Consider the following 17,390-nt stretch of genomic DNA (forward strand, 5'->3'; position numbering starts at 1 on the left):
ACATTTTAACATAATATTATGAAGCTTCAAGCAATTCATCTTGACCTACCTGTAACGAACATCGGAAATCGAGAAAATCGGCAGGTAGCCGGCTGCTGCAAAGCCTATCATAAACATGCTGATAAAAAGAGTGACAAACCAGATGTCTTTTTTTGAAAACCCCGTTCTATAATAATAGGTCCGTTCCTTCTGCCTACTAAATCGTTTCGCCTCCATCGCGACCGCTACACGATGGGCCCTCCTGATGCTCTGGGATAAAAGGGGGATGCTAAAAAGCTTAATCTTATAAAAGAGTGCGGCCACTCCTTTTTTTTGCTCCACCCCTCTGACCAAAAGAGCATTTCTTAATGTAAGATATTCCTCCACCATAATGGGCAGCAGCCTTACTCCAGCCATGAAGCCATAGGCGAACCTTGGAGGAAGCTTTCCCTGCTGCATCAAGGAGTAGAATAACAGCACTGGCTTTGTGGTAAGCGCGAAAAGCAGGCCGCAAAAGGCAAATACCATTGAACGAAGACCTAGATGCACTCCCCTGAAAAAGCTTTCTTCGGTCACATGTATGAGTCCAAAACGAAACAGTGTCGTATCCCCTTTTCCAAACATGATCATGGCAAGGGAACTCGTCAGGAAGATGAACAAAAAAGGCAGGAGCAGCAGCATTTTTGTTTTTACACGGTACCTTATGGAAGCTATAAAAACCAACAGGAATAACAGGGTCACATAAGCAATGACATCCACATTATGGATGAACATGATGCCGATAAAAACAAGCAGCATGATGAGGAGCTTCAGGCTTGGATTCACCCCATGCATCCATGATTCTTTTCTAGGTAACGCTAACTGCATGCTTTTCCCTCCTACTCCCGGATTTACTGCAAAGTTCACTACCCTGGATTTCTTCTTTTAGTTTCCCATTCTCCACGACCCACACCCTATCTGCAAAATTCTCTGCAATATGAAGATCATGAGTGACCATGACAATGGCTACTCCTGCCTCTTTCATTGCGGACAGCCATTCCAGCATTTGAAAGGTATTTTTGCTGTCCTGGCCGAAAGTCGGTTCATCGAGTAAAAGGACATCAGGCTCGTTGATGACTGCAGCTGCGACACTTAACCTCCGCTTTTGACCCATTGAGAGCTGGTAGGGATGCTGAGATTTCAGTTGCTGAAGCCGGAACCTTTGCAACAATTCCCCGACCCGCACTGCAATCTCCTCTTCCTTCAGCTTTTTCAAACGTAATGAGTATGCGATTTCCTCATATACGCTGGTGGTAACAAATTGGAACTCGGGATTCTGAAAGACAAAGCCGATCCGATTGGAAGGAATACCTTTAACAGGCTTTCCATCCAAGGAATATGAACCTTCCGTTTTTACCAGCTGCATCAACGACTCCAGCAGGGTGCTTTTGCCTGCGCCATTTTCTCCTATAATAGCTATCCACTCTCCGCTATGGATAACCTTTCCCTCTACCTCGATTTTTTTCTCTCTTCCCCGATAACCAGAGAAATCATCTAAAGTAATAATGGGAATATGGTTACTGTCTATGGAAAGTTCTTCACAAGCTTGCTCTCTTTCCTCGAGGTAATCCTCCCACACTCCCGGATACCAGATGCCATATTTCTTTAAAAGTGGTATATGATTCTGAAAGATGCTGGCTGTTGGACCGTCCGCCACGATATACCCTTCCTCATCAAGCACCACAATCCGGTCCACATAATCAAGGAGGAGGTCCACCTTATGCTCCACAATAATCACCGTTTTTTCTTCGTCTATTCCCTTTATCGTATCCCATACCTGCTGCGTTCCTACTGGATCTAGCATGGCGGTAGGCTCATCGAGAAACAATACTTCCGGCTCCATGGCAAGAACGGACGCAATCGCCAAGCGCTGTTTCATACCGCCTGAGAGCTTCCCGATGCTTGTATGGATATCATCGAGATTCAGTCCAACCAGTTCCAGGAGACGACGAATTCTCTCGGGCATTTCATCTCTTTGAACGGCCAGATTTTCCAGAACAAATGCGAGCTCTTCATCAACGTATGGCATGCAGAATTGGGAATCGGGATCCTGGAAAACATAGCCCCAGGAAATTGGGGACACCGTTTCCTTGGCAACCATCGGGACATCCAGCACTTCTGGAATCAAGCCTGACATCACCTGAAGCAAGGTCGATTTGCCACTTCCTGATGGTCCAAGGATCAGAACTTTCTCGCACCTTTTTACAGACAGGGAAAAGTCATGGAACAATTGCCTGCCCCCTGGATACTTCAACCGTAAATCTTCCAATTTGATGATTGGCTTCATGTTTGCCTCCTTATTACTGTCTCAAGGAATCGTAGTCCTCTTTGCTCGCAGGACGCAATAAATTCGTAACACCTGTTGCTTCCAACGCTTTTACCAAGATATAGGCAAGTACTCCAGATAAAAGGATGGCTCCGATGATACGGAAAGAAATCAACAGTGTGACGTTCCACCACACATAATCAAACAAGTAGCCTCTGAACAAGTCCAACAAAAGGGACCCTATTGCTGCAGCAACACCTGCAAGTGAAACAACCATCATGTCAAAACGCTTATAGCGGAAGCCCATGAATACAGCCTCTGCAAAAAGCCCCTGCACCACTCCATAAACAAGTACCATCAAACCATATTCGGAACCGACTAAAAATTCACCCGAGGCAGCAGCCACTTCCGCCAAGAATGCGACACCTGCTTTCCGGATTAGCAGATAGGCAACAGACGCTGCAATGAACCACATGCCATAGGATAGCTCCTGGATCTGCAGTCCCAATGGCGTTAAAAGGCTGTAGATTGGTCCCCAGATCTTATAGACGATTCCAAACACCAATGCAATCACAATAGTGACGAGAATATCCGTCAATTTTAATCCCTTTTTCATTTTCCTCATCCCTTACGCGTTTATTTGTATTTCCACTACAGGCCACTTTTCCAAGGTATAGGCCATCTCCCAGAATGAATATTCATACTGGCTGCTGATGATAAAATACTCCATCATTCTTTCCCGCTCTTCTTTCGTCGCTTTTTCCGCAAGCTCATCCAATCTATTAATCTGTTCCTCTACAAGCTCCCGGAACCACTCCCCTCCATAGGCGGCAATCCATTCCTGATAGATCAGCTCCACAGGTGTGGCATCCTTCAGCCTTTCTCCAATCTCGTAATATAGCCAATAGCATGGAAGCAGGGCTGCAATGACTTCCCCAAGACCCCCGGTAAGGACGGCACGGTACATATGGGAGGTATAGGCGTGTGCAGTAGGCGCCGCTTTAAAGCTTCTTTTTTCCTCCTCTGACACTCCCAATCTCTTTGAAAAATTTTCATGCAAGGACAATTCCGCCTCATACGTACCTTGTGCGTGGGCAGCCATTCTGGATGTAGTATGTAGATCGAAAGCTTTTGCTCCTGCATAGGCCTGCACTCTTGCAAAATGGCTTAAATAATAGGCATCCTGCAGCACGTAGTATTTGAATGAGTCCAACGACAAAGTACCATCCGCTATTCCCGTTACAAATGGATGGTGAAAGCTAGCCTCCCAAATTTGATCTGCCTTCATGCGTAATTCCTGTGAAAATTTCATCCTTCTTCCTCCTGTTCAAATCTTTTTTAGAAAACAAAAAACCACCTTCCTCGATTACGCAGGAAAGGTGGTTGAGTATATTTCGCAATTCTCTGCCACTCGGAAATTAGGAGATGGAGAGCTCGACCGACCACTTCCCTACGCTGGTGTTAACCAGATCAGGTTCTAAGAGTCTTAGAGTCTCACTCTAATCTCAGCCTTTTGAAGGCACCCCTAGTGGTAGAAAACTATAAAGTTAGTGAAAAAGGTGGAAACCATTTTCTGATACCCATCTTATATCAGCTTTCTCCGATTTGTCAAAAACTTTTTAATTACCGCTGACTTCGATTGGGTTTTTATCCTTATTTTTACGCCCAAACCATCTACGTTTCTTCTTGGAGTTCTTCCCGAAGCCATCCAGCAATTCATAGACAACCGGAACAACAATCAGGGTCAGGGCGGTTGAAACGGTCAGCCCTCCGATTACGACTACGGCCAAGCTCTTTGATACTAGGCTGCTGGCACTTGCATGGCTGAAAACAAGCGGCATCATCGCGGCGATAGTCGTAACTGCTGTCATCACGATCGGACGCAGTCGGGTTGCCCCTGCTTCAAGCAACGCTTCTCTTGTTGCAAGCTCACGTTTTTTGTTTTGAATGACTCTCTCCAATAGTACAATCGCATTGGTTGTCACGATTCCAATCAGCATCAATGCGCCGATCAGTGCATTCATATCAAGCGAAGTTCCCGTCACGATCAATCCGATCACTCCACCTACCACTGCAAGCGGCAGCGAGAACAAAATCGCAAATGGGGCACGAGCTTCACCAAATGTAATGACCATGATCAGATACACAAGCAGAATGGCGATCCCCATCATCTTGAACATGTCCATAAAGGTTTCCTGCATCGATTCGGTGACACCGGCAACTGCGACATCAGCTCCATTCGGAAGGTCCAGATCCTTGATCATCGTCTCTACATCAAGACCTATTTTCCGGACATCCTCCCCCACAATCTCTGCCGAAACCTGTATCGTTTCTTCTCCATCCTTGTGGAAAATCTGCGTTTTAATATTCTGCTCTTTTACGGTTGCTACATCCTTAAGTTCCACCAGCCCTGCCACAGGGGAAGCAAGCTTCAAGGCAAGCAGTTCTTCTTGTGAATCCAGTCCATTGTGGTTGTATTGAAAAGTTGCTGGGAGTCTTTCCCCGGCCACCGTCACTTTTCCCATCGGCGTTTTTGCCAACGCCATTTTCACTTGTTCCCCAATCTGCTGAGCAGACAGTCCCGCTTTTTCGGCTTCAGACTGCTTTACTTCCACCTTCCACTCGGACTGCATCTCTTCAAAGTTGGAAGTGACTTTATCCAATCCCTCTATTTCCTTTAGTTCTTGCAGCACCATTTCAGCTGCAGCTACCCTCTCTTCTTCATTTTCAGCTGTTACATCGATTTGGATTCCGCTTCCGCCAAATCCACCAAAGGAATTTTTCATGGCTTCCACTTCTACCGCGTCAAAGGTCAATGCCTTTTCTTTTGTTTCCTCGATAAAAGCATCCACATCTTTCCCTTTTTCAAACATGACGAAAAATGCTCCAACATTCGATTGTGTTACCTGGCCAAATTCCGCATCCTCCTGGGCCATCCCCATCCGAAGCAACACTTGGTCCGCTTTTTCTTCCTTCAGGAGCTCCTTTTCAAAAAGAAGCGCGTTCTCCCTTGCCAGTTCAGGATCCATATCCTTAGGGAATGTAAGATTGACACTTACTGCCGACTCCACCTCGGACTCCACATTGGATTGCGGAATCAGGAAATAGCCGCCAATGGATGCAAGAAATATCACGAAAGAAGCTGCAAGGACAATGAATTTATGAGACAGGGACCATTGCAGGACTCTCTTATATCTTAATGCTGGTTTTTCCTCCTGCTGCTTTACTTTCTTCAACAGCATAAAGCTCAGCATCGGTACCACTGTCAAAGCAACCAGCAAGGAAGCCATGATGGAATACACAACGGCCAAGATCATCGGAAGGACAAACTCACCAAGCGAGCCTGATACAAACCCTACCGGAAGGAACACAGCAATAGTGGTAAGGGTCGACGCGGTGATCGCCATTCCCACCTCCCTGGTCGAATCGAGGACAAGCTCTTTCGAAAGTTTTTCAAGCTGCAGTCTCCGGTAGATGTTTTCCATGACCACGATACTATCATCTACAAGTCTACCAACAGCCACCGCCAATCCCCCAAGGGTCAGAATGTTCAAGCTTACCCCTGATTGTTTCAAAAGGAACATCGTGATAAAAATGGAAAGCGGTATGCTGACAATTGCGATAAAAGTCGTTCGGATATTTCTTAAGAACAATAGGATGACAAATGTAGCCGCTACCGCTCCGATTCCCACTTCGCGTGCCATTCCATATACTGCACTTTCCACTTCGGCTGCAGTGGAGAAGAGCATGTTTATAGTGTAATCGGGAAACGTTTCTGCGAGCTCCACCATTTTTTTATCCAGCGCCTTACCTACATTCACAGCATTTGCACTTGTTTCTTTTGTGACAATAAAGGCCAATCCATCGTTACCGTTGATACGGGTAAGCGCCTCATAATACTGATTGATCGATACAGATGCCACATCACCCAATTCAACGTTTGGAGCAAGCAAAATCGCTTCAATGTCACTCACATCATTGATTTCCCCAACCACTCTCACTGCGGTAGAGGAGCCATCCACATTCAAATGCCCGGATGGAACTGAAATGCTTTTGCCTTGAAGCGCCATCATTACCTGCATGGCAGTCAATTGTTTCTCCTCGAGGCTTGCCGGATCTACTTCAATCAAAAGCTCCGTGCTTGATTGACCGTAAAGGGAGACAGTGGATACTCCTTCGACATCTTCCATTTGAGGCAAGACCTTCTCTTTGATTACATTTTCGTCTTCAAGTGTCATTCCCACATCTGTTTGAACACCGATCTGCGCAATCGGAATCATCGAAGTGTTCAACAGGACAATAAAGGGCTTCATTGCCTCCTGTGGCAATGGCAGCTGATTGACAATCCTCTCCACCTCTTGATTTGACTCTTTCAGATCTGCTTCGTTATTAAAATATATATCTATCCTTGAGAGTCCTTCGCTAGTGGAGGAGACCATCTGCTCCACATTCGCAAGTTGCTTCAAGTTGTTTTCTATCGGTTCTGTTATCGTATCTCCCGTCGTTTCCGCATCCATCCCCTGTGCAATCGTCGTAACAGTGATGACAGGATTATCGACGCTAGGCAAAAATTCAACTGGCAGCTTCGTAGTGGAATAGACCCCCATAACCGAAATAAGAAATACCATAATGATGATTGCCGCTGTGTTTTTCAATGAAAAGCCGATTAATTTTTTCATCTCACATATCCCCTAAGAATTTACTGGTTTTTTCTTTCTTTTCTAACTATATCGTGGCATTACGTTCATTATTGTAAAAATTTTGTAAAATCATCCTTTCTATTCCGACTGAGTGTCCCGTTGGATATTTTAACATAATAAGAAAATTATGGAAATATTTATTTTCAAAATAAAAGATGTTAACCAACTGTGGATAACACCTTTATCAATCCCCTCAAACCGAGGCTGATTTTTCAAGAGACTCCGGCGCCCCCTCTTCCTCCTCTGAATGTTTTGGAAGGGTGGCCATGTAGAAAAACGAAACAAAAAGCAGACATCCACCTACCAACACATAGATCCCTTCGACGCTGACAACCTTCTGGAACGTCAACGCAATAATTCCAAGAGTGATTGACTGCGAAAGCATCATTACAGGCGTAATCCATCCCTGCACCCGTCCCATCATTTTCGGGTCTACAATTCTTGGAAGCCAGCCCCCTATTCCGATATTCACAAATGGCAGACTTAATCCAACAAGTGCACTGAATGCCAGGTAGAAATATACGGACGTGCTATACCCCGACGCGATAACAAAAGCTCCTGAAACCCCAACACCAATGATGACCATTTGATAGAGCTTCAGCTTTTTGGCAAGCATGGAAGCTATGATACTGCCTAAAAGTACCGAGATACCAAATACTATTCCTACAAGAACCATGATTTCTTCATAATTGTCCGGCGCCAATTTATATTTCAAAATATATGCTGGCATGACAGACATCCCGCCGTTCACAATCCCGAATACAAAAAATCCAATAATTAAATAGACGAGCAGCGGACTTTTCAGGATGTAAAGGAGCCCCTCCTTAAAATCCTTGGCTACAAATTTGATGTTGATTTCCTTCCACTTGTGGCTTCCATTGGGAAGGCGCACTGTCTCGGAAAGCACACAAGCACGGATTAATAGTGCACTGACGATATACGTGGCGAAGTCGACTATGATGGCGCCTTGCAGCCCGATGGTCCAGTAGATGAAAATACCGAGTGCATTTCCAAAAAGCATGAACAAACTGCTGGTCATCTGGTTTAATCCTGCTGCCACCGTATATTCATCCTTGGAGAGAATGCCTTGTATCATGGCTCCTTGCGCCGGATAGAAGAATTTTGAAAACGCGCTGCGCAAAAACAATAGGGCAAAAATCAGCGGCATCCAATCTATGTAGATGGCACCAAGCAATCCAAGTGACAGGAATGCACAGATCCAATCGCTGTTGGCAGCAATCTTCTGCCGGTCCATCCTGTCTGCCAGCACCCCTACCAGGAAAAATACTGCCAGGGTAGGCAAGGAGTACATAAGCTCCGTAATGGCCGCGTAAAACGGCTTTTCTGAAAATCTATCCAAAAGGTATAGCATAAAAGCGGCAATTCCAATTATATTCCCCATCTGAGAAGTAAATGCTGCCAGAAACAAAAGACTGTAATTGCGATTTTTAAAGATTTGCACCATATTTTTCATCGGTTTATCCCCCACCATCATCTTGTTATCTAGCATCATTTTACCTCGATTAGTAAACAAGGGTAACGGACTTACGGGTAATTTTCTATCGGTCTCAAGGAGGAGGGATGGGTAGTGATGGAGGCTTAATTGAATGGTTAGACGGGTGTGGACAGGATTGTTTCGTTCCGTCACCATCAAGTATTTTACTGGGTGGCGGTTCGAGAAAAAGGAGGCACGTTCAGTCGCTGCTACATCAAACAAAAAAACGCCCAGCAATCCAAAAGGATTACCAAGCGTCATCTTAAGGCGTCAGCAATATTTTTCCGGTACTTTTTCTGCTCTCCAAAAGCTCGTGGGCTTTGGCTCCATCACTTAGGGAAAAAACAGTCGGCTCTGCAATTTCCAGCTTATCCTCGGCAATCCAGGAGAACAACCTGGTCGAACGTGCTACCCTCTCTTCGCGGGAAGTCAAAACATTCCAAAGATCTCCGCCTGTCAGGGTCTTCGAGGTGTCCATCAGCATCCTTGGATCGACAGGTTCCGGATCACCGCCAGCCATACCAAAGAACACAACCGTTCCGCCAATTTTTGTTGCTTGAAAGCTTGATGCCAAGGTCGAACCGATTGACTCATACACTACCTCAACGCCTTGCCCCGAAGTTGCGTTTTTTACGTCTGCCACCCAATCTGAACCATACAGGAACACCTGGTCCGCACCTGCATCTTTTGCGATAGCCGCCTTCTCCGCAGAGGAAGTCAATCCGATTACCTTACCGCCAAGCAGTTTAGCCATCTGGGTCAACAGCTGACCGACTCCTCCGGCTGCTGCATGCACCAGAACTGTGTCCCCTTTTTTAACAGGATGACTGTCGTGCACAAGGTAAAGTGCAGTGAGTCCTTGAAGCAAAACTGCAGCAGCCGTTTCACAAGAAATCTTATCAGGAAGAGGAATTGCTTTATCGTAAGGTACTGCCACAAATTCCGCATTCGCATATGGTACATCTGCAAATCCTATTTTGTCTCCGATCTTAATGTCCGTAATGGCAGCCCCCACTTCTGAGACCACTCCTGCCCCTTCATATCCAAGAATATAAGGCGGCTCACCTGCAAGATGGTAGTTGCCTTTTCTCCGATAAATATCAGCAAAATTCAGACCTACCGCTTCCGTCTTAACCAAAATTTCATGATCACCTATTACAGGGTCCGGAATTTCCGTGTAATACAGAACATCAGGACCTCCAAATTTATCAAATACGAGAGCTTTCATTAAAATCCCCTCCATTACCTATTCAAAATTCCAGCCTGCTTCATCGTCCAATATACTATCTACATGTCTTTGAATGCAAAAAACTAGATATCAGCTGAAATTATCATTTATCAGCCATTTGTATTTTCAACATCTTCTGCGGTTCGAAAACTTAAAAATGCCAAGTCCTAAATCAGGGACTTGGCACTACTGATCAGTGGTTAATCGTCATCGTCATCATCATCGTCGTGTTTATCCTTCTTCTTCCCGCGATCTTTCTTATCTTTATCTTTTTTCTTATCATCTTTTTTCTTTTCTTCTTTCTTCCTTTCGCCCTCATTGTCAGAAGGTCTCTCGGACTCTTCTTCCTTCTTTACAGGTGCTTTGGGCTTTCCGAAAGCAGGAAGGTTGAAGGATTCGACTGGTTCGTCTTTCCAAGCTTCACTCACTACCTGCTGGAAAATCTTCGCGGAAGGACTGCCTGCTCCGGAAATGATCGGAAGGTATAAATCTTCTGTCGGCTTATCGAATCCGATCCAGAAAGCACCGACCACCTGTGGGGTGAAGCCGGCAAACCATTGGTTGGAGGTAGCTTTATGGTTATCGTCCCTTGTTTGGGTGGAACCAGTTTTACCTGCCACTTCCCTGCCTTGAATGATGGCGTTCTTTCCACTGCCTTCTTCCACAACATTCTGCAGGATATAGGTCATTTTCTCCGCCGCTTCCTTAGAAACGACCTGTTCCTTTTCCCCTTCAAAGTTAGCAACTGCATCGCCGTCTCCCGTTTCAATTTTCATAATTGCATGGGATTCGACAAGCTCACCCTTATTGGGAAAAATGGTGTAGGCCTCTGCCAGATGTTTGGGGGCGATTCCTTTATCAAATCCACCAAGAGCAAGGGCTGCAAGGTTATGGTCATTTTCTGTAATCGGCAAATACAATTTTTTTGCCGCTTCAACACCAGTTTTGACTCCCATTTCGTGTAATAGGGAGACTGCCGGAACGTTATACGAATTCAATACTGCATCATACATGGATACTTCCCCGCGGTAATCAAGTGTGTGATTCAGCGGCTTGTACCCGTCTATATCGATCGGTGAATCATTTAACATATCGTACATATCATAGCCCTTTTCCAGAGCAGGGGTATAAACCAATAAAGGCTTCACCGTGGAACCAGGCTGCTTGGCGAGTCGTGAAGCACGGTTGAAATCCCGGAACTTGTAGTCTCTTCCACCGATTAGTGCAAGAATCCCACCTGTCTTGGGATCCATTAAGATTCCGCTGCTCTGGGCCACTTCCCCATTAGGTGCCGTCGGGAAGTTGGCCGGGTCGGCATACACCTTTTCCAAGGTTTCCTGTGCTTTAGGCTCAAGGGAAGTGTAGATTTTGTAACCTCCTGCCAATAGCTCACTTTCACTGATGCCATACATTTTATTGGCTTCCTCGAGAATGTAATCCATATAGCTCGGATATTTCCCTTCATATGGATCTACATTTCTCGTTTCGAGCTTCAACTCTTCCGCTTTGGCGGCTTCTAATTCTTCGAGTGTAATAAACTTCTGATCATACATCAGGTGCAGGACCAAATTTCTTCTTTCGATGGAACGGTCCGGATTATTCAACGGGGATAAGGCTGATGGTGCTTTAATTAAGCCGGCAATGGTGGCCGCTTCCGCCAGCGTCAACTCGCTTGGATCCTTTGCAAAATAAACGGAGGCTGCATTCTTGATTCCCCATGCTCCCTCACCAAAATAGATCTGATTCAAATAAAGGCTGATAATCTGATCCTTTGTGTAGGCCTTTTCCACCTTCTTGGCCAGGAAAAACTCATCAAATTTCCGTTTGAATGTTTGTTCATGTGTCAAAAATACATTCTTCGCCAGCTGCTGTGTAATGGTACTTCCGCCCTGTACGACTCCCCCAGCCTTGATATTAGAGGAAAACGCACGGAGGGTTCCAACAAAATCGAACCCGTCATGTTCATAAAAACGACGATCCTCCACCGCTACGACAGCGAGTTTCATCACATCCGGAATGTCTTCACTCGATACTCCCTCTATTTTACTTGCAGTCAGCTTACTTGCAACCTCACCATGACGGTCATAGATTACCGTAGCCTGAGGCAAAGGTTCGGTCAAAGCACTGACATCCCTTGTATTAATATATAATTGCATCCCTAGCAATACGATTAGCACGAATAATCCTGCCATTAAAAACAATGCTCGCAGGCTTACCTTTTTCTTGTTTCGTTCTACTCTCTTCGCCATAAGAACCCCCTATTTCACAACAAAAATCTTTACAGTAATTCGGAGCATCCCCTAATTTTTTTAGGGTAAGCATACATAATTCTACGCTTCATCTATTAGAATTAAATACGACGGATCCCTGTAATACCCGTGTTCTCCTTTACTTGAACATTACTACTTACCCATTTTACAAGAAGTCCAACCACAAAAATATAATTCTAATAATTGCGCGAATTCCAATTCTCTTGACTACCCTTCTTTTCACCCATATAATGTTGAACAATTACCTAAATGAATAAGTATAAAGTGCTACTCGTATAATCTTGGAGATATGGTCCATAAGTTTCTACCAAACTGCCTTAAACAGTTTGACTACGGGATGGAGCAAATACTATATGTATGTTTTCGGCAAAAACCTACTTTTTATGTAGAACGGAAACAAATTATAGCCATTTTGCCACTTCTCTAATGTCAAACTCCAGGATTTCCATGGAGTTTTTTATTTTTTATTGGAGGAGATTGAAATGAATACAACCAACCTGACAAACCTTATCAAAGCTTCTGCAAAAACCACTCCCGCTGACCTTGTCATCAAAAATGGGAAAATCGTTGACGTGTTCAATCTCGAAATCATCGAGGATAATCTAGCAATAAAAGATGGAATGATTATTGGAATAGGAGACTACGAAGCTATAGATTTCCTGGATGCCAAAGGTGCGTATATTTGTCCCGGTTTCATTGATGGACATGTCCATATGGAATCCTCAATGGTTCACCCTTTTCATTTTACCAATACTTTAATTGAGCATGGCGTAACCACCATCATCACCGACCCTCATGAAATTGCCAATGTCAGCGGGGCCGCCGGCATACAGTTCATGATTAATGCAACCAAGGATTCCTTGGTGGATGTATTTTTCATGCTGCCTTCCTGTGTCCCTGCTACGCCATTTGAACAGAATGGTGCCACTCTGCATGCAAAAGACCTTGCACCTTTTTATGAGAATGAAAGAGTACTGGGACTGGCAGAAGTGATGGACTTTCCGGCGGTCAGAGATACCGATGAAGAGATGCTGGAAAAACTGACCCACGCTTGGAATGAAAGAAAGCAGATAGATGGGCATGGTGCAGGCTTGACTGAAACGGCGATCAATATCTACCGCAGTGCCCAGATAAAAACGGATCATGAATGTGTTACTGCAACGGAAGCTTTGGCTCGAATCAGGCGGGGGATGTATGTCATGATTCGGGAAGGCTCGGTCGCAAAGGACCTGAAAGCACTGTTACCTGCTGTTAATAATCGAAATGCAAGGCGCTTTTTATTTTGCACGGACGATAAACACCTCGACGATCTAGTTCGGGAGGGAAGCATCGACCATAATATTCGGCTCGCGATTCAAGAGGGAATGGATCCGTTGCTTGCCATTCAGTTGGCCACATTGAATGCAGCGGAATGTTACTCCCTCCCTCAAAAAGGTGCAGTCGCGCCAGGCTACCACGCGGACCTTGTTTTAGTAGGCGATCTGGAGAATCTGGAAATAGAAAAAGTCCTGAAGCGCGGAAAACTGGTAACAGACCAATCAAAGGGCTTATCGAAGTTTCCTCTTTCCGTCCCAAAAGAACTCACAGATTCTGTCCACATCAAAACGTGTTCAAAGGACCAATTGAAGCTGCCTGTGGATGGTTCAGTGCCTTGCAGCATTATTGAAATCATCCCTAATAGCCTTGTCACCAAGTATATAAAAGAAATGGTACAAACTAGCGCAGGCGAATTCCTTCCATGCACAAAAAATGATCAGATGAAGCTTGCAGTAGTCGAAAGGCATAAAGGCACCGGGAAAATCGGAATTGGCATTGTGAAAGGACTGCAGTTAAAAAATGGAGCGATTGCATCTACCGTTGCGCACGACTCTCATAATATAGTAGCTGTCGGAACCAATGACGATGATCTCCTCGTTGCCATTCAAACACTTCAGGATATACAGGGAGGGATGGTCATTGTATCAAAGCAAGAACCAATTGCCACTCTACCTTTGGAAATTTGCGGTTTGATGTCAGAGCAGCCTTTGGAGCAGGTTTTAGAGCATTTAAACAACCTTCATCACTCATTAACAGAAATAGGGATGGAGCTTGATTTCAATCCATTTGTCACGCTCTCATTTCTGAGCCTGCATGTTATTCCTGCATTAAAGCTTACCGAATCAGGATTGTTTGAAGTAACAGAGTTCAGACATATTTCCATTCAGTAGTTTTTTACAAAAAATGCCTTCCTCTCCCCTCTTCATCTACGTTTAAAAGTCTAGGTACAGGGTACTTAAATTACAAACGATCAGATTAAAAAAAGGGAGAGGAATAGCATGCACTCGTTCAACAATATCCTCATTGCATATGATGGATCAGACGGAAGCGTCAAAGCTCTCAAGCTAGGCATCGATATGATGAGAAGACTCGATACTAATATTACAGTGCTGCAGGTACTGGAGGAAAAAATGTCGGGAGCCCCCATTTCATCAAGGCAGCCTGAAGTCATGCCTGTCGGAGGTTTTGGACTCGAAGGTATGAATATGTACGCCAACAATGTCAAAGAGCGTGTCCCAACCGACCGCCATCCACAGGCTACCAACAATGATCCGACAGAGGAATCATCCAGGGAAATCCGGGAACTACTGGCACAGGAACGTGTTGAAGCTCCGGTGGAGATAATGTACGGAGATCCTGCCAAAACCATCTGCAAATTTGCCGAAACACAAAATCATGACCTGATCATTATCGGGAGCCGCGGACTGGGCGGTTTAAAGAAACTTATTCTGGGCAGCGTCAGCGATAAGGTCACAAATTCTGCCACCTGTCCCGTACTTGTTGCAAAGTGATAACCGGCTGGGCCAGGTCTTTCCTTCTGGAAAGACCTGGCTTTTTTGTGCTTTCAAACGCCTATCTTCACCAATCCATAGGCTAACGCATACCGTATATAGATGCTACACGAAAGGAGATATCCCTATGTATCCATATAGACAATTACCTGGATTGCCTCAAATATTCGGACCAGGATCCGGGCAAGGTGGACCTCCGCCATTTGGTCCTCCGCCAGGGCAAGGTCAAGGAGGAGGTTTTGGACCCCCTGGCCAAGGACCGGGCGGATTCGGACCTCCAGGACAAGGTTTTGGACCCCCTGGCCAAGGACCAGGCGGATTCGGACCTCCAGGACAAGGAGGCGGACAGGGTGGACCTCCACCGGGACCTCCACCATCATCTCCTCCACCTGAAGTGATGGGTTATGGTGCAGGTGGGCCTACTGCATTTGCAGTTGATCCGGGAGCGATGCGGAGATGCTTACGTCGTTATACCTGGGTTAGACTAAATAACGGGGAAGGCTTCTGGTTCTGGCCAACTTACATCGGCAGAAGGTCAGTAGCCGGCTACCGTTGGTGGTTCTTCACTTGGATTTACTTCGGTATTGACACTAACAGAATCAGATCATTCCAGTGTTTTTAAGCAATTAATTCAATGGAAAACCAGCAAAAACACGCCACGATTCATATGTGGCGTGTTTTTGTTATCCTTGAATTTTCTTGGCATGGATATTTACTTCTTCGTCGTTTTTCTTCATCTTGTTGACCATATTGTGGAAGGCGCTCCATTTGGAAAGCTTATCAATGGCTTCTTCTTCTGATTTTACTCCTTTGACGCGAAAAGAGTTGTCGTTCACAAAAACTTCATAGGCAGGTTGAAGGGCCTTCTGCTCTTTCCGCTTCTTTTCCCGCTCCATATGCCGACTGATCCTGCTTACGCTTTTTGCATCCTTTTTTAAGGAGGATCCTTCCTCTGCATATTTCGCTTTTTCCCTAAAACTCTGATTCTTTGTCCGTAGTGTGTTTTCACTCAAGGAAATACCCTCCTCATTGTTCTCTTGCTGTCGGTTTATGTGTATTACTTTGAGTTCTCTGATGTGCATTGACCAGACGCTGCGTATGCCCGATGGCACGATGCTCAGCATGTGACTTGAATAGAGCTTGTCTTTTTTCAAGCTTCTTCTTCAATCTTCTTTTCACATCAATTCCTCCCTCATCTCTTACTTTTACTTACCCCATATCGTTAATCTAAAACATGGAGATTGCTTTTTTGGATGGTTGGTAGTAGTATAAATTTATAACCTAACGAACGGTAGGTAGATAAGGATGATTAGAAAGGTGCCGATAAAATATGCCCCCTTCCACTTACGACAAGATTAAAAAAAGTGCGCTCCAGCTTTTTGCCCAAAGAGGATACTATGGTACCTCCCTTAATGATGTCGCGAATATGGTGGGAATTAAAAAACCCTCCCTTTATGCGCATTTCAAGAACAAGGATGAACTATATAAAACCGTCATTATTGAATTGGTGGATGTATTCACAAAAAAAATCACCATGACCTATCAAGATGCCCATCATCAGTCAACCAGAGAACAATTGCTTGGAATGGTAATAAGCATGGTTGATTTTTGGAAGGATGAGCAGCTTGGGCTTCTTTACAAGCGCTCGATGCTATTTCCGGAAGAACAATTTCAAGAGTTGACCCGTGAACAATTCAAACAGAGTGAAGCACATACAACCGAGATTCTAAACAGGATATTCATCGAGGCCATCCGGACAGAACAAATAAAGGATCAGGAGATTCTACCATTGATTGATGCCTTTTATTGTTTAATAGATGGACTTTTCGTTCAACGCTTTTTTTACCAGCCTGAAGAATATGAAGCGAAAGTTTCTCATGCTTTTGATCATTACTGGAAGGGAATACATCAAGGAGGAATATAACATGCATTGGGTCTTCATCTTTTTAGCAGGACTACTTGAAATAGTTTGGGTTCTTGGACTGCGCTTTTCCAACGGCTTTACGGAGCTTGTGCCGAGCGTGGTTACCATTGCAACACTTGCGGTCAGCTTTTACCTTTTCTCGAAATCTTTGAAGTTTTTACCGATAGGAACCGCCTATGCCATTTTCACCGGCTTTGGTGCAGCAGGGACAGCAATTGTCGGCATACTATTCTTTGAGGAGACTGCTAGTGCTTTCAAGCTTTTTTTCATAGGACTGATGCTTGCGGGCATTATCGGTTTGAAACTCACGACTCCAGCAGAAGTTCAGGGGGAGGAAGGATAATATGGCTTGGATTTATTTGACGATAGCAGGTTTTTGTGAAGTTGGTGCCGTTCTTTCGCTTAAAAAGGCTGAAGGATTCAAGCGTCTCCTCCCTTCTATCCTCTTTATTGTAATTGGAATGATGAGCTTTTACTTTCTTTCGCTTTCACTGAAGGAAATACCGATGGGTACAGCCTATGCCATTTGGACAGGTATCGGTTCAGCGGGGAGTGTTCTTCTAGGGATGCTTCTTTTCAAGGAATCAAAAAGCATCGTTCGCATGCTCCTGCTTTCGATGATTATCATCGGGGTGGTGGGATTGAAAATAACGTCGTAGCG

16 protein-coding genes and 2 riboswitches are annotated in these 17,390 nt (G+C 44.9%); of the genes, 6 read left to right on the forward strand and 10 right to left on the reverse strand.

Annotation, left to right across the window (positions count from 1 at the left end):
- Positions 1-45 precede the first annotated feature (45 nt).
- The 8 genes from ACQCT5_RS18185 to ACQCT5_RS18220 all read right to left on the reverse strand — a co-directional run bounded on the left by ACQCT5_RS18185 (position 46) and on the right by ACQCT5_RS18220 (position 11,956).
- Entirely contained in the window at positions 46-846 is an 801-nt protein-coding gene (locus tag ACQCT5_RS18185; protein WP_499643870.1) for an energy-coupling factor transporter transmembrane component T family protein, read from the reverse strand.
- Positions 827-2,305 (reverse strand): ABC transporter ATP-binding protein, encoded by a 1,479-nt coding sequence (locus ACQCT5_RS18190; RefSeq protein WP_499643872.1) that lies wholly within the window; start codon positions 2,303-2,305, stop codon positions 827-829. The genes ACQCT5_RS18185 and ACQCT5_RS18190 overlap by 20 nt, the downstream gene beginning before the upstream one ends.
- Before the next feature lie 13 nt (positions 2,306-2,318).
- Positions 2,319-2,909: an ECF transporter S component gene (locus tag ACQCT5_RS18195; protein WP_499643874.1), complete on the reverse strand. Its 591-nt coding sequence runs from the start codon at positions 2,907-2,909 to the stop codon at positions 2,319-2,321.
- Positions 2,910-2,912: 3 nt separating this feature from the next.
- Positions 2,913-3,596, reverse strand: a complete 684-nt coding sequence (tenA, locus tag ACQCT5_RS18200) for a thiaminase II (RefSeq protein WP_499643876.1) — start codon at positions 3,594-3,596, stop codon at positions 2,913-2,915.
- A 118-nt stretch (positions 3,597-3,714) separates the two neighbouring features.
- A riboswitch (TPP riboswitch) is annotated at positions 3,715-3,821 on the reverse strand.
- A gap of 82 nt (positions 3,822-3,903) precedes the next feature.
- A complete protein-coding gene (locus ACQCT5_RS18205; protein WP_499643878.1) occupies positions 3,904-6,963 on the reverse strand; it encodes an efflux RND transporter permease subunit in 3,060 nt (1,019 codons plus the stop codon).
- 214 nt (positions 6,964-7,177) lie between these two features.
- Positions 7,178-8,458, reverse strand: a complete 1,281-nt coding sequence (locus tag ACQCT5_RS18210) for an MFS transporter (RefSeq protein ID WP_499644058.1) — start codon at positions 8,456-8,458, stop codon at positions 7,178-7,180.
- A gap of 283 nt (positions 8,459-8,741) precedes the next feature.
- Positions 8,742-9,722 carry a quinone oxidoreductase family protein gene (locus ACQCT5_RS18215; RefSeq protein ID WP_499643880.1) on the reverse strand — a complete coding sequence of 327 codons (981 nt, stop codon included), beginning with the start codon at positions 9,720-9,722 and terminating at the stop codon, positions 8,742-8,744.
- Positions 9,723-9,907: 185 nt separating this feature from the next.
- Positions 9,908-11,956 (reverse strand): transglycosylase domain-containing protein, encoded by a 2,049-nt coding sequence (locus ACQCT5_RS18220; protein ID WP_499643882.1) that lies wholly within the window; start codon positions 11,954-11,956, stop codon positions 9,908-9,910.
- Between the two features lie 272 nt (positions 11,957-12,228).
- Positions 12,229-12,330, forward strand: a riboswitch (purine riboswitch).
- A gap of 129 nt (positions 12,331-12,459) precedes the next feature.
- On the opposite strand from ACQCT5_RS18220, the gene ade reads away from it, so the two are divergent.
- From ade to ACQCT5_RS18235, 3 genes are all read left to right on the forward strand, one after another.
- Positions 12,460-14,184: an adenine deaminase gene (ade, locus tag ACQCT5_RS18225; protein WP_499643884.1), complete on the forward strand. Its 1,725-nt coding sequence runs from the start codon at positions 12,460-12,462 to the stop codon at positions 14,182-14,184.
- A gap of 108 nt (positions 14,185-14,292) precedes the next feature.
- Complete coding sequence (locus ACQCT5_RS18230; RefSeq protein WP_499643886.1) at positions 14,293-14,805, forward strand: universal stress protein; 513 nt, start codon at positions 14,293-14,295, stop codon at positions 14,803-14,805.
- 127 nt (positions 14,806-14,932) lie between these two features.
- Positions 14,933-15,427: a hypothetical protein gene (locus ACQCT5_RS18235; protein ID WP_499643888.1), complete on the forward strand. Its 495-nt coding sequence runs from the start codon at positions 14,933-14,935 to the stop codon at positions 15,425-15,427.
- Between the two features lie 61 nt (positions 15,428-15,488).
- Here ACQCT5_RS18235 and ACQCT5_RS18240 read toward each other — a convergent pair whose 3' ends face one another.
- Both ACQCT5_RS18240 and ACQCT5_RS18245 read right to left on the reverse strand, forming a co-directional pair.
- On the reverse strand, positions 15,489-15,818 hold the full coding sequence (locus tag ACQCT5_RS18240) for a hypothetical protein (protein ID WP_499643890.1): 330 nt from the start codon (positions 15,816-15,818) through the stop codon (positions 15,489-15,491).
- Positions 15,819-15,831: 13 nt separating this feature from the next.
- Positions 15,832-15,984 (reverse strand): hypothetical protein, encoded by a 153-nt coding sequence (locus tag ACQCT5_RS18245; RefSeq protein ID WP_499643892.1) that lies wholly within the window; start codon positions 15,982-15,984, stop codon positions 15,832-15,834.
- A 151-nt stretch (positions 15,985-16,135) separates the two neighbouring features.
- Here ACQCT5_RS18245 and ACQCT5_RS18250 point away from each other — a divergent pair, with 151 nt between their 5' ends.
- From ACQCT5_RS18250 to ACQCT5_RS18260, 3 genes are read left to right on the forward strand one after another with little or no spacing between them, the layout of a single operon-like run.
- Positions 16,136-16,729, forward strand: coding sequence for a TetR/AcrR family transcriptional regulator (locus ACQCT5_RS18250; protein ID WP_499643894.1), 594 nt, complete (start codon positions 16,136-16,138; stop codon positions 16,727-16,729).
- A 1-nt stretch (position 16,730) separates the two neighbouring features.
- On the forward strand, positions 16,731-17,072 hold the full coding sequence (locus ACQCT5_RS18255) for a DMT family transporter (RefSeq protein ID WP_499643896.1): 342 nt from the start codon (positions 16,731-16,733) through the stop codon (positions 17,070-17,072).
- A 1-nt stretch (position 17,073) separates the two neighbouring features.
- A complete protein-coding gene (locus ACQCT5_RS18260) occupies positions 17,074-17,388 on the forward strand; it encodes a DMT family transporter (RefSeq protein ID WP_499643898.1) in 315 nt (104 codons plus the stop codon).
- Positions 17,389-17,390: the final 2 nt, after the last annotated feature.

Origin of the sequence: Sutcliffiella halmapala (genome assembly GCF_050107295.1) — a bacterium.
Taxonomy (GTDB): domain Bacteria; phylum Bacillota; class Bacilli; order Bacillales; family Bacillaceae_I; genus Sutcliffiella_A; species Sutcliffiella_A halmapala_A.

Bases quoted from the DNA above. Each gene is read 5' to 3' on its own strand.
- ACQCT5_RS18195 (WP_499643874.1), bottom strand. From the start codon at position 2,909: ATGAGGAAAATGAAAAAGGGATTAAAATTGACGGATATTCTCGTCACT.
- ade (WP_499643884.1), top strand. From the start codon at position 12,460: ATGAATACAACCAACCTGACAAACCTTATCAAAGCTTCTGCAAAAACC.
- ACQCT5_RS18220 (WP_499643882.1), bottom strand. From the start codon at position 11,956: ATGGCGAAGAGAGTAGAACGAAACAAGAAAAAGGTAAGCCTGCGAGCA.
- ACQCT5_RS18215 (WP_499643880.1), bottom strand. From the start codon at position 9,722: ATGGAGGGGATTTTAATGAAAGCTCTCGTATTTGATAAATTTGGAGGT.
- ACQCT5_RS18210 (WP_499644058.1), bottom strand. From the start codon at position 8,458: ATGAAAAATATGGTGCAAATCTTTAAAAATCGCAATTACAGTCTTTTG.
- ACQCT5_RS18250 (WP_499643894.1), top strand. From the start codon at position 16,136: ATGCCCCCTTCCACTTACGACAAGATTAAAAAAAGTGCGCTCCAGCTT.
- ACQCT5_RS18230 (WP_499643886.1), top strand. From the start codon at position 14,293: ATGCACTCGTTCAACAATATCCTCATTGCATATGATGGATCAGACGGA.
- ACQCT5_RS18235 (WP_499643888.1), top strand. From the start codon at position 14,933: ATGTATCCATATAGACAATTACCTGGATTGCCTCAAATATTCGGACCA.
- ACQCT5_RS18185 (WP_499643870.1), bottom strand. From the start codon at position 846: ATGCAGTTAGCGTTACCTAGAAAAGAATCATGGATGCATGGGGTGAAT.
- ACQCT5_RS18190 (WP_499643872.1), bottom strand. From the start codon at position 2,305: ATGAAGCCAATCATCAAATTGGAAGATTTACGGTTGAAGTATCCAGGG.
- tenA (WP_499643876.1), bottom strand. From the start codon at position 3,596: ATGAAATTTTCACAGGAATTACGCATGAAGGCAGATCAAATTTGGGAG.
- ACQCT5_RS18260 (WP_499643898.1), top strand. From the start codon at position 17,074: ATGGCTTGGATTTATTTGACGATAGCAGGTTTTTGTGAAGTTGGTGCC.
- ACQCT5_RS18205 (WP_499643878.1), bottom strand. From the start codon at position 6,963: ATGAAAAAATTAATCGGCTTTTCATTGAAAAACACAGCGGCAATCATC.
- ACQCT5_RS18255 (WP_499643896.1), top strand. From the start codon at position 16,731: ATGCATTGGGTCTTCATCTTTTTAGCAGGACTACTTGAAATAGTTTGG.